The 11616-nt window shown below is 53.5% G+C and carries 11 protein-coding genes; 6 read left to right on the forward strand and 5 right to left on the reverse strand.

The window, feature by feature from the left end:
• Positions 1–341 precede the first annotated feature (341 nt).
• The gene (locus POG22_RS10350; RefSeq protein ID WP_223307588.1) at positions 342–1994 is read right to left on the reverse strand and encodes an iron uptake porin; all 1653 of its coding nucleotides are present in this window, start codon (positions 1992–1994) and stop codon (positions 342–344) included.
• 547 nt (positions 1995–2541) lie between these two features.
• Here POG22_RS10350 and POG22_RS10355 point away from each other — a divergent pair.
• The gene (locus POG22_RS10355; protein ID WP_498905129.1) at positions 2542–3120 is read left to right on the forward strand and encodes a DUF3122 domain-containing protein; all 579 of its coding nucleotides are present in this window, start codon (positions 2542–2544) and stop codon (positions 3118–3120) included.
• Positions 3121–3164: 44 nt separating this feature from the next.
• Here the strand turns inward: POG22_RS10355 and POG22_RS10360 are convergent, their stop codons facing one another.
• Both POG22_RS10360 and POG22_RS10365 read right to left on the reverse strand, forming a co-directional pair.
• A complete protein-coding gene (locus tag POG22_RS10360; RefSeq protein WP_017662660.1) occupies positions 3165–4130 on the reverse strand; it encodes a pentapeptide repeat-containing protein in 966 nt (321 codons plus the stop codon).
• Between the two features lie 31 nt (positions 4131–4161).
• Entirely contained in the window at positions 4162–5190 is a 1029-nt protein-coding gene (locus POG22_RS10365; protein WP_498905130.1) for a hypothetical protein, read from the reverse strand.
• Positions 5191–5640: 450 nt separating this feature from the next.
• Here POG22_RS10365 and POG22_RS10370 point away from each other — a divergent pair, with 450 nt between their 5' ends.
• The 3 genes from POG22_RS10370 (at position 5641) to POG22_RS10380 (ending at position 8365) form a co-directional block, all read left to right on the forward strand.
• Positions 5641–7230 (forward strand): glycoside hydrolase family 57 protein, encoded by a 1590-nt coding sequence (locus POG22_RS10370; RefSeq protein ID WP_063717622.1) that lies wholly within the window; start codon positions 5641–5643, stop codon positions 7228–7230.
• A gap of 62 nt (positions 7231–7292) precedes the next feature.
• Positions 7293–7568, forward strand: a complete 276-nt coding sequence (locus POG22_RS10375) for a hypothetical protein (RefSeq protein ID WP_498905132.1) — start codon at positions 7293–7295, stop codon at positions 7566–7568.
• A 155-nt stretch (positions 7569–7723) separates the two neighbouring features.
• Positions 7724–8365, forward strand: a complete 642-nt coding sequence (locus tag POG22_RS10380; protein ID WP_498905133.1) for a uridine kinase family protein — start codon at positions 7724–7726, stop codon at positions 8363–8365.
• A 42-nt stretch (positions 8366–8407) separates the two neighbouring features.
• On the opposite strand, the gene POG22_RS10385 is transcribed toward POG22_RS10380, so the two are convergent.
• On the reverse strand, positions 8408–8983 hold the full coding sequence (locus POG22_RS10385; RefSeq protein ID WP_017662653.1) for a VOC family protein: 576 nt from the start codon (positions 8981–8983) through the stop codon (positions 8408–8410).
• 278 nt (positions 8984–9261) lie between these two features.
• On the opposite strand from POG22_RS10385, the gene POG22_RS10390 reads away from it, so the two are divergent.
• Complete coding sequence (locus tag POG22_RS10390; RefSeq protein WP_017662651.1) at positions 9262–9954, forward strand: hypothetical protein; 693 nt, start codon at positions 9262–9264, stop codon at positions 9952–9954.
• Positions 9955–10023: 69 nt separating this feature from the next.
• Positions 10024–11040 (forward strand): tetratricopeptide repeat protein, encoded by a 1017-nt coding sequence (locus POG22_RS10395; RefSeq protein WP_017662650.1) that lies wholly within the window; start codon positions 10024–10026, stop codon positions 11038–11040.
• 345 nt (positions 11041–11385) lie between these two features.
• Here POG22_RS10395 and POG22_RS10400 read toward each other — a convergent pair.
• Positions 11386–11616: hypothetical protein (locus POG22_RS10400; RefSeq protein ID WP_498905134.1), on the reverse strand; the 231-nt coding region annotated here is incomplete at its 5' end.

The raw sequence follows: 11616 nt of genomic DNA on the forward strand, positions 1-11616 counted from the left end.
GATCGTGATTTAAATGCGGCAATTAATTTGGAAAACGCGGAGAGCTTCGGCCGTGTAAGCCTAGTGATGGAAAGGTCTCGGAAGATCCAAGCTAGGAACTAAACATCAAATGAATAAGTTTGAGTAAGTTTTAGAGAGCGGCGATCGCGAACCTCTAGGACTTACGAACTTCAGCGTTAACCACATTCAATGTAGAGGTCGGTGGGCATTGCCCACCCTACAGATAGTGTAAATGCGGTTGTTCTGACCTCCGCGATCGCAAAAGGGAGAGCTGTGATAAGCCCTCCCTTTTATCGAACTCGAGCGATCGAATTCTAGAGAATCGTATTAAAGCCTAATTCCTAGAACTTGAAGGTCGTCCGAAGAGTTGCCACCCAATGGGCATCGTTTTCGTCGTTGTGTTCCGGCGAAGTCACGACAAAGAAGCCCGGCGTGATGGCGATGTTGTCGGTGAGTTGGTAACGATAGAAGGCTTCGATGTGCAGGGATGTATCGTCGTCTTCTTCCCCGATCAGGGTCGAGCTAGAACGCTCGATGCGAGTCGCTTGCGGGGGAACGCCGACGATCACGCCAGCCAAGTTCCCTTCACCACCGAGATCGGGTACCGACAGCGCCAGAGCGTAGTTGATCACGTCCGCTTTGTCGTCTTCTTCAAAGCCGTCGCCATCGCTCTCGGCACGCGCCCAAGTGAAACCGAACCAACCGGAGAGGTCGACCGGACCGAGACCTACCAAGAACTGACCGCCGACGGAGTCAGAGGAGGTAGCCACGAGGTCGCCAAACGGACTTTGGGCGCTCAAGCTACCAGTGCTTCCGGTCAAGTTAACCGTACCGCCAGGAGCGTAATAGTGTTGGTAGAATACGCCCACTTCGATGTCGTCGTTGACGGCGTAACTGGCGTTAGCAAACGCACCGTATTCGCCGTTAAACAGACCTTCTTTGCGTTCGGGGCTGTTGGCGACGTTGGCCAAGTAACCGACATCGAATTGGAAGGCGTCGAATTTCGCTTGGATGCCGATCCCTTCGCCGCTGTCAGACTGACGCATGATCGGGTTGAGGCGACCGAAGCGAGACACCGCACCGCTACCACTGCTTACCAGAGGCGTCACTTCGTTGATGAAGTCGCGAGCTTCAAAGCTGTTAGCCGCCAAGAAGACGTTGACGTTATCGCCGACGGGGAAGCGGTAGAACAAGTCGTCGATTTGGACATCGCTACCGGAATCACCGTCGAAGCCGAGACGGGTCATGTCGGTGCCGGTGACTCCGTCGTCGAACGGAACCGTGCTGCGAGCTTGCAGGCGAGTCCGCAGTAAGTCGCGTCCGGTGAAGCTAGTATCGAAGTTCAGACGCGCGCGGTAAGCAAACTGAGTTTGCGTGGGATCGTCGCCGTCGTTGTCGTCGTCGAAGTCGACTTCTTCGCCAAAGCTGTCGTTGATCGAGAAGATGACTTCACCACCGAGCTTGGTGGTCGTCGAGAACTGGTTGGCTTCGAGTTCGGCCACGCGAGCTTCTAAGCCGTCAACCCGTCCGCGCAGGGCCGCCAGTTCGGCGGCAAATTCTTCTTGCAAGCGGCGGATGGTGGCCAAGTCGCCGGGATCGATCGTTTCACCGCCACCGATGAGGGCGACGATTTGGTCCAAACAAGCGTTCACACCCGCAGCGAATTCGTAACGGGTCATGAAGCTGTTACCGCGATAGGTACCGTCGGGATAGCCGGCGATACAACCGTAACGTTCGACCAGCGATTGCAGTGCCTGGAACGCCCAGTCCGTCGGTTGAACGTCGGACAGTTGGGACACTGAGGTCACTTGATCGAGGTTCTCGGTCAGTTCGTAGGCCGACAGTTCGTCAACGGAAACGTTCTGTGCCAGTTGTTGCGGGGTCTCGAGGCTGCTGACTTCACTGAGACCTTTAGAATTCGACAGAACCTGAGCGGATTTTTGGCTTTGGGTTGCTGTCGCTTCTTTGGCCGAGGCATCGGTTGCCCAAGCCATAGAGACGAGTCCTACGAGTAGAGGGGAGACTCGCAGGAGGGATCTCAACATTGTTTGATTCGTTCGTTCTTTCACTCTCACACCTGTGAACGTTCTGCAAAAGTTAACAAATTCTCGAAGGCCAACTCTTTTGCGGACTCTAGGCAACAGTTCTAAACGGAACCAAAATATGGAACCTAGCTGTACTCAGGGTACGCTCAGAGTATCACCGGCAGGTTAACGGAATGTTATCTCTGCCAGAGGCGAGAATCATCTCGCGTAGGTCGCGTCGAGCGAGCGGGGAATTGCCGCGCGTCTACCTTCTCGAGTTTTGCAGGAGTATCCTACTATTTTACTACGATCGACTCGGTCTGTGTGGATCGAGCGCAGTGAAAATCGAGCGATCGCTCTGGGTCGTCGTACGGTCTTCCTCCGAATAGATAACCGATCTCGAACGCGAGTGTCAAGAGACGATCGCATCTCTAAAGCTCTTGCAAACTGGGGGTTTGGCGCGATATTCCGAGAAGCGCTCCCGTTCCAAATAAAATACAACGATATCCGTAACGCCATGCTTGACTTTCGACCGATGTTTCGAGGGTTCGACGTTTCTCGCCGTCCTTCTCCCTGGCAAGTGCTTCTATTACTGTTGTGCTGTTGGGGTCTGTGGTGGGGGAGTGGATTGCCCGCGCGGGCAGCGATCGAGACGTATCCCGACCCGGCTCGCGGCGAGATCGTGGTGCGATCGCTGCAAAGCCTCAGAGATATCCGCGATGGCAGTTGGCAGCTCGTTTTGTTCGAGCGTCGGACTCCCACGGAGCTTCAGGGGATCTTCTTGCGAGTGGTGGGATTTCCCGGTCGGAGGATCGATCGCGATGTTCCGTTACAGGTCGATGCAGCCACCGGTCGATCTTGGCAAGTCCGCGATCGCTCGGCCTCGGCCTCGACCGACGAGCCGTTGCCGTCCAACATCGCCCAGTACGACTTCGAGGCGATCGCGCGGCAGCTCTCGACCGATACGGCCTTACGGCTGTCGTTTTCCGTTCTCGGCGATCGTCGTCCCGTCGAAATTCCCGTTCCTCCGTTCGTCGTGCGCGAATGGCGCACTCTGCTGTTCGAGATCGCTCCCTCCGTCGATCCTCAGTTTTAACGACGTGATTTAACGACCTCAACGACCGACGAAAATCGGGTTTCTCAGACCCGTTGCGCGATCGCCACGGCTGTTGGCATTTCCGTCCCCACTTGCCGCGTTCGATAAAAGTTGGCGTTGTCCAGTTTGGCCCCTTGCAGCTTGGCGTGAGTGAGGTCGGCGTAGGCGAGATCGGCATTTTGCAAATCGGCTCTCTCGAGATTCGCCCCGCGCAGGTTCGCCCCTCGTAAGTTCGCATCGACCAATTTCGCCTCCGTCAGATCGGCGTGGGCGAGGTTGGCGTTGTCCAGTTTCACCCCTCGAAGGTTCGATCGCGCCAACGTCGCCTCTCCCAAATTCATCGCCGTCAACACAGCATCTTCGAGGTTCGCCTCGCTAAAATCGATCCCGTCGAGATAGATTTCCGGTTCCGTCAAATCCACCCCAGCCAAATCGATTCCCACGAACGATCGCACGCCCGACTCGTACTGTTGCCAAAACTGGTTCGCGCGATCGCCGGCTGCGCCGTCGCCGGGTAACGGCAGAATTTCAGTCGCCCCGTTACTACCGTTGGCGTCAACCAGGTGTCGGCCGCTCTGGGCGGCGATCGCGGCAATTTGGGCGGCCAAATCCTTCATTTGCCCTTCCAGACTCGACACAGCCGCCATCGGTCGCTCCACGTTGGCTTGTAACGCTTGCACTTGCGTTTCCAACGGGGCGATATCGAAAGACGCCATCGCCATCGGAGTCGCCGTGTTCGAGAGGGTTTCCTCGCGCAAATCTTGCACTTGTAACTCAACTTGACGTTCGACTGCGAGCCGAGACTCAGCAATGCGCGCGATCGTCTGTTGCTGCATCCGATCTTGGTGACGTTGTCGGTTGACGAAATTCATCACCAAAGCCAGCGTCACCGGGGCAGCAACATACGTTATCTGTTGAAACGCGAACCCCGCTCCCGTTCCCAAAACTGCCCCCACGAGGGACAATCCTTCCACCGTATCGAGCCAATGGTCAGAACGTTTTTCACTCATAAACTTCTCTCGCGAACGTCGGTCAAAACCGTTACTGTGCTTGTTGTTGTGCGTAATCTAGATTTTTTTGATAGTCTAGAGCCTTTTGCTGAGCGACCTCGTATTGCGGATGGTCTTGCGGCACGGCGTTCATGCGATCGATCGCCGTTTGCCAGTTGTTCGCCACTTGTTGCCACTGCTCCGGGGTCGAAGCCGTTTGTGCGCTCTCGGCCGCACTCATCGCCGCGTTGACCGCCGTTGCGAACGGATCGGGAGTTTCGGGAGTCATCGCGTCGGGAGCGTCTCCCGTTGGCGTCGTTGGCGTTTCTGAAGGCGTCGTTTCGTCACCCGTTTCGCCGCCTAAATTTAAGAAGGGAAGGTTCGAGAACAGTTCCGGTCGGGTGGTGTAGAGGTAATAGCCGCCGCCAGCGAGAACAACCAGCACCAGCAGGACGAGCAACCCCACTAAAGAGGATTTTTGCTTCGGTTTGGAAGGGGGTTCGTCCTCGCCCTCGTCGTCCTCTTCTTCGAGTTCTTCGTCGTAGTCTTGCCCCTCGTCGTCCTCTTCTTCGAGTTCTTCGTCGTAGTCTTGCCCCTCGTCGTTGAGGAACGACTCTGCCTCGGGGGGAACTTCGGGAAAGTCTTCCGAAGCTTCTAGCGTCTCGCCGTCTTCGTTGTAATACCCTTCGAGAAGGTCGTCGGGTAGGAGGCTTTCGTCAGCCAGTTCGTCGAGGGGAACCGCTCGATGGGAAAGTTCGGGAGGAGTCGAAGGTGGAGGGGCTTCTTTGAGGACGATTTCGTCTTGCCAAACGGGAGTCTCGCGACCGACTTGACGGCCGTAGACGCGCACGCGATCGATCGATGCGATATCGAGCTTGAGCATTCCCTCTCGCACGAAGCCAACGCTTTTGGTTTGGCTCGGGGCGTTTTCCCCTTCGAGAAGAACTTGCAAGCACCGGTCGTTGAGGGAGGCTTTGACCGAAATGCCTTTCGGTTGCGTCGAACGGTTCATCAGTGCGGCGATCGCTTTCGGATCGCCCTGTTTCGCCTGATCGAGTAACTGATTGGGGGTAGGACTCATAACGATCCAACAGCAAGAACGAAGGGTCAACGCCAAAAGAGGCGTACGTTCGAGGACTTCACACCTAAACAGACGCGATCGCGCTCCAACTGTGCCGTCATGCGATCTCGTTTGTCAGGCTGAGTTTGTCTTCATCATACTCTTTTCTTTCCAAGACGCGATCGCACGGTAGACCGAGAGGGATATTGCCTGAATGGCGCGATCGCGCCATCGCGACTCGGGTAATTCCATCAATTCGAAGTCTTCTGTGAAATTGACTGCGACGAACGAACAAGAACGCGAATTAAGCGGTATAGTTCTAACCAAGATCGATCCTTAAGCAATTTTTAAAGTGCTGGGATCGCCTTGCTACAGTTGTATCGAAGCTCTCGTTGTCGAGCGCTCTCGTTGTCGAGCGCCCTCAGTGCGATCTCCCGTCGCGTTCGCTGTCAACCCACAGGTTCTCAAATTATGGCTATTGGCTATGTCGCTCTGGTGCTGCACGCACACCTACCCTTCGTCAGACACCCCGAAAGCGATTACGTACTAGAAGAGGAATGGCTGTACGAAGCAATTACAGAAACCTACATTCCCCTCCTGCGCGTTTTTGAGGGCTTGAAACAGGACGGGGTGGATTTCAAAATGACGATGAGCATGACGCCGCCGCTGGTGTCGATGCTTCGAGATCCCCTCCTGCAAGAGCGGTACGACGCCCACCTCACCAAGCTCGAAGAGCTAGTCGCCCAAGAAATCGAGCATAACGAACACAACGGACACCTCCGGTATCTAGCCGAACACTACGCGACGGAATTCCAGCATACTCGCAAGGTGTGGGAACGCTACAACGGCGACCTCGTGACCGCGTTCAAGCAATTTCTCGACAGCAACAACTTAGATATCATCACCTGCGGGGCAACTCACGGCTACCTGCCGTTAATGAAGATGTATCCCCAAGCGGTGTGGGCGCAGTTGCGCGTGGCAGCCGAACACTACGAAGAAAACTTCGGCCAGCCGCCGAAAGGCATTTGGTTGCCCGAGTGCGCCTACTACGAAGGCTTAGAACGTCAAATCGCCGATGCGGGACTGCGCTACTTTCTCACAGACGGTCACGGAATTCTCTACGCCCGTCCCCGTCCCCGTTTCGGGACTTACGCGCCGATTTTCACCGAAACCGGCGTGGGCGTTTTCGCGCGGGATCACGAATCGTCTCAACAGGTGTGGTCGTCGGAAGTGGGATATCCCGGTGCGCCGGAATACCGAGAGTTTTACAAGGATTTGGGCTGGGAGGCTGAATACGAGTACATTAAGCCGTATATTATGCCCAACGGTCAGCGCAAAAATACGGGAATTAAGTATCACAAGATTACCGGGCGCGGGTTGGATTTGAGCCAAAAAGCGCTTTACGATCCCTATTGGGCGCGGGAGAAAGCCGCCGAACACGCCTCGAACTTCATGTTCAACCGCGAGCGTCAAGTCGAACACCTCCACGGGATTATGGGACGTCCGCCGATCGTTGTTTCTCCCTACGACGCCGAACTCTTCGGTCACTGGTGGTACGAGGGACCGTGGTTTATCGATTATTTGTTCCGCAAGTCGTGGTACGACCAGAACACTTACGATATGACCCATTTAGCGGACTACCTGCGGACGAACCCGACGCAGCAGGTGTGTAAGCCGTCTCAGTCGAGTTGGGGCTTTAAGGGGTTTCACGAATATTGGTTGAACGAGACGAACGCCTGGGTGTATCCTCATTTGCACAAAGCCACCGAACGCACGATTGAATTGAGCAAACGGGAACCGGCCGACGAGTTAGAGTGGCGAGCGCTCAATCAAGCGGCGCGGGAGTTATTGTTGGCACAGTCGTCGGACTGGGCGTTTATCATGCGAACGGGGACGATGGTGCCGTATGCGGTACGGCGGACGCGATCGCACTTGATGCGGTTACACAAGATTTACGACGATATCAACGCGGGTAAAATCGATTCGGGTTGGCTCGAGAAGGTCGAGGCAATCGATAATATTTTCCCGAGCATCGACTATCGCGTGTATCGACCCCTCTAGGGATGATGAGATGACGAGGTGAAAACGGTCTTCACTGCTCACTGCTCACTGCTCACTGCTATATGAGCCACACCGATCGAATTTACTGTTTTCGAGCCGAATCTGTGCGATCGCACTTCAACGAGACTCAGCTTCCCGATTGGTTAGAGGTTCGTGCGAACTGGCAAGGCTACCGCGTTGCGACGCAGCCTTGGGTGGCGGACGTGGCGCGGGAAATCGGGCTGCTGGCGGGTGACGATACCCCGGACGATTGGATTCGTCATCTCGAAAGTTTGGGACTTCAAAAGATTCACCAAATTTCCTGTGAGGATTATTACGAGGAAACCTTGTTTTGGTGATTTAAATACCACAAAAAATGTTGTTTGTCAATATCAATTTCTCAGCCCCTTCGCCTCTTCAAGAGACTGGGGGGCTTTTTGAGTTCTCTTGAGTTCGACAAAACCCGGTTTCTGTGTAAGTCCTATCCTTTTCAGGTTTCTGCACCACCAAGGCCATGAACCTAACGATCGACATTGACCGAGCTAGTGAAATCATCACCAATCAACGAGCTGTATTGACTGAGAAAAAAGCTTTACTCGTGGCAATTTCAGGAATTGATGGTTCGGGGAAGGGCTATATCACTAGCAAAATTGCTAACTTGCTCGAGCAACGGGATTTGAAAATCGCAACTCTTAACATTGATGGCTGGCTCGATCTACCTGAAAAACGGTTTAGCCCAACCAATCCAGCGAAGCATTTCTATCAGAATGCAATTCGCTTTGATGAATTATTTACTCAATTGGTGTTCCCGCTTCGCGATCGCGGCTCTATTTATCTTGAAGCCAATTATGCCGAAGAAACAGCAACAGCTTACCGCAAGCATACCTATCAATTTTATCAAATTGATGTTATCTTGCTCGAAGGAATTTACTTATTGAAACGTCAGTTTCAGAGTTATTATGACGTTTCGTTTTGGATTCAGTGCAGTTTTGAAACCGCGTTAGAGCGGGCGATCGCTCGTTCTCAAGAAGGCTTATCCCCAGCCGAAACCGTTGCCGCTTATGAGACAATTTACTTTCGGGGGCAGGAAATTCACTTCAATCTCGATCGCCCTCAAACCGCCGTTACGGCCATCGTCAATAACGATCCGAGATAAAAATAGCGAGTCGAAGCGATCGCATCAAACGTCCAAAACTGTTTAACTGTTGGCTTCGACCATCTCGATGACGTGGCCTTGAAGGTCTTTAACCAAGAAATTCAGGGGTTTCTCGCTACGAATTTTATACTTCGTACCGTAACTTTGAGCGCGAAGTAACACTTCTTCGAGGCAGTCGCGATCGAAACAGACGTGACGCTGTCGGTGTTTCTGCCCCAAACTCGCACCACTAATCACGTGTAATTGTGCGTTTTTCTTGAGTTGATACCACAGCCCGTCTGGAGCGTCGTTGCGACGAGGAACGCCGATATCTGCCGAAAGATACAGCGGATCGACCGTGGCAGCTCCCAAGGTTTGCTCGTAGTTGTAATAGTAGTGAAGTGGAACGTCGGCGGCGGGAAGTTGCAACTCTCCTTCGTAAAACTGTCGTGCGATCTCGAGGTCGGACACCATCACAGTATGAACTTTGGGCGCACTGGTCAAAAACATCCACATGGCGACTGCGTAAGCCGCCAGCAGCATGACCATAATGCCTTGGGTCGAGAATAAGGTATCGACCAACGGTAAGGCTGCGACAACAACGCTGTCAGTCGAGAGAGTAAAACCTGTGTGAACCATCGATTAAAACAGACAGTCTATTTCTATAGTGTATCTAATTGTATCGAAAACCTCGCTCTCGCATTCGTTTCCCGATTTGTACAGGCGGGCCGCGATCGAGGCGATCCATCGAACGGATACCGAACTCGTGCCGAACTTGCAAATTGTCGTGCGATCGCACTAGACGGTTAACAGGAAACAGATATCCTAGAGGGAGGTATTGCCCCGCAGGGGAAACAATCTCATACGGGTGTCTCCTTGGTATTCTAGTTACAAACTTTGCCGACTGCCGAACAACCGTGCAAATCCCCACGTTTCCCGAAGCGAATCACCCGATCGTCAAATCGCTGTTTCATCACAGCGATCGAGAGTTGCTGACTCTGTACCAACGACACCCAGACGAAGGTAAATACTTCACGGCTCTCTTTTGCCGTTACAGCGCGATCGTTTACACCTTAGTTCGCCATTCGGCGAAGTCCCCCGTCCGAGCCGATTATCTCTTCGCCTTGATTTGGCAGCGCATTTTTCACGAAATGCGAACCCTCGATCTCAATCCCAGCTTAGAAGCCAACAACGACCAAACGGGGGAAGTGACGTTACAAAACTGGCTGATCGAACTGACGGCGATGTCGATCGACAACGCACAGCTGCCTCCAGTCGAATCGATTCAATACTCCATCGAAGCAGCCCCCCCGCCGTTGTGGTGTTATCTCCAACAAGCCCTCGACACCCTTTCTCCTCTGATTCGATTGATGGTGGTGATGTCGCAAACGTTTAAATGGAGCGAAACGCGCATTGCGGCGTATTTACAAGCAGAAGGGGAAACGGTGACGCCGGCCGACGTTGCCCGAGAGCTTCCCAAGGGATACCGACAACTGGAGGAGTCGCTACCTGAAGATATTCGCACGATTTATCTTTACGGGTACGAAGCACTCGATCGCGATCGCCCGAGATCGTCGTTTCCTTCGCCCAACAACGGAACGCCTTCTTGAATCGCGCCCGATCCCTCGATCGACCGTCCGTGTTTCTCGTCTTGGAATTTCTGCCCCCAGTCACCTCTCATGAAACCTTATCTTAGCGCCCTCAGTCTCTCGGTCTGTTTGGGATGGGCAACCCCCACACTGGCTCAAACGATCGCTCAAACGACGGACGCCCCGTTTCAAAATTCTCAACCCCAACCGTCGCGAGACGACGCGGACGAGTTGTTGCAGTTGGGACGCCAGCAGCAAAACGCGGGAGATTGGGAAGCCGCGATCGCAGCGTGGGAAACGGCCCTCGAGATCTATACAGACTATTACGATTGGGAGGGCATGGGACGCGCCTATAACCTTTTGGGATTGGCCTACGCTCGCTTAGAGGATTTCGCTACCGCCGAACAGATGTTTGCGGCGCGGGTATCGATGGCGCGACGGCGGGACGATTTGCAGGGGTTGATGGCGGGATCGAACAATTTTGGGACGGCGTTGTTACGACGGGGAAAATTTGCCGAAGCGCAGGCGGCGTTTGGCGAGGCGTTGATGTTAGCCGAACGTACGAACTCGACGTTAATGCGAGGACTCTCGACGAGCAATTTGGGGTTAGTGGAAGCCTCGCGGGGGAATTACGAGGAGGCGATCGCTTTTTACGAGGCGGCGCTTCCGTTGCGGATGCGGGCGAACGATACAGCGGGAGAAGCTAATACGCTGAACAATCTCGGCGATGCGTACTGGGCGTTGAACGATTACGATAACGCTATCGGTACTTACGGTTCGGCGTTGCGGTTGGCGCGGCTGAACGAGGATATTGAAAACTGGCTGAGAGCGATCGACGGGTTAGTGGAAGCGCATCGCAGTGTGGGACGGTTTTTGCGATCGCAGGAGTTATTGGAGGAACGGTTGGAACTGTCACGGGAACTGGGGAGTTTGCGTCAGGAGATGAGGACGTTAACGGAGTTCGCCCAGTTGTATCTGGCGGCGGGACAGACTGAGGAAGCGATTCGGTTTTATCGAGGGGCGATCGCGATCGCCCAGGAACTCGACGACACGCGGACGGCGTCTCGACTTTCGACGGAGTTGAGCCAAATTTTGGGCGATCGGTAAACTGACTAAAGATTCTATCGAACTGACAGATCGAACGAGCCAAAACTCGCTATCGCTAGGTTTGCTTCAAATTGGCAAAAGACCGCCCTAAAATCAGTACGGGATAAAAGTGACGAACTGTCGGTTAGTTTGATGGAGAAAAACCAACTGCATCAAGTCTTGCCGAGAGTGTGTTGGCGGAGTCGAGGACTCAAACAGTGTTTTTTCTAAACTCTGCAAAAACCTTTCTGTGTCCTCTGTCTATCTGTGGTGAATACTTTTTGAAACCCAGCTTATCAAAAACTGATTTCGTATTACTGGACTCATTGTATGAATGGAATTGTTCCCAATGGAATCTTACATTTTTCACCTTTTAATAGCTGCTGGTATATCCTTAATATATTTTATTCCTTCCTTACGCAATAATATGACATGGGGAGGAACACGTTCGGGTGGAGTTAGGGCTTGCTGAATAAGTCTCCAGAGCGAATTCTGATGCCGTACAGCTTGCCCAATGGTCGTTTTGGACTCTAGCTTCCCAATTGAATCGGTAATCGCCGACGAAAATCCAAGGTTTTTGAGCTTCTCGATCGGAAA

It is taken from the genome of Geitlerinema sp. CS-897 (genome assembly GCF_028368005.1).
In the GTDB taxonomy this organism is placed as follows: Bacteria; Cyanobacteriota; Cyanobacteriia; order Cyanobacteriales; family Geitlerinemataceae; genus Baaleninema; species Baaleninema simplex.

What these genes read in the sequence shown, in the direction of transcription:
- POG22_RS10350 (WP_223307588.1), bottom strand. Translation starts at nt 1,994, where the DNA reads ATGGCTTGGGCAACCGATGCCTCGGCCAAAGAAGCGACAGCAACCCAA.
- POG22_RS10355 (WP_498905129.1), top strand. Translation starts at nt 2,542, where the DNA reads ATGCTTGACTTTCGACCGATGTTTCGAGGGTTCGACGTTTCTCGCCGT.
- POG22_RS10360 (WP_017662660.1), bottom strand. Translation starts at nt 4,130, where the DNA reads ATGAGTGAAAAACGTTCTGACCATTGGCTCGATACGGTGGAAGGATTG.
- POG22_RS10365 (WP_498905130.1), bottom strand. Translation starts at nt 5,190, where the DNA reads ATGAGTCCTACCCCCAATCAGTTACTCGATCAGGCGAAACAGGGCGAT.
- POG22_RS10370 (WP_063717622.1), top strand. Translation starts at nt 5,641, where the DNA reads ATGGCTATTGGCTATGTCGCTCTGGTGCTGCACGCACACCTACCCTTC.
- POG22_RS10375 (WP_498905132.1), top strand. Translation starts at nt 7,293, where the DNA reads ATGAGCCACACCGATCGAATTTACTGTTTTCGAGCCGAATCTGTGCGA.
- POG22_RS10380 (WP_498905133.1), top strand. Translation starts at nt 7,724, where the DNA reads ATGAACCTAACGATCGACATTGACCGAGCTAGTGAAATCATCACCAAT.
- POG22_RS10385 (WP_017662653.1), bottom strand. Translation starts at nt 8,983, where the DNA reads ATGGTTCACACAGGTTTTACTCTCTCGACTGACAGCGTTGTTGTCGCA.
- POG22_RS10395 (WP_017662650.1), top strand. Translation starts at nt 10,024, where the DNA reads ATGAAACCTTATCTTAGCGCCCTCAGTCTCTCGGTCTGTTTGGGATGG.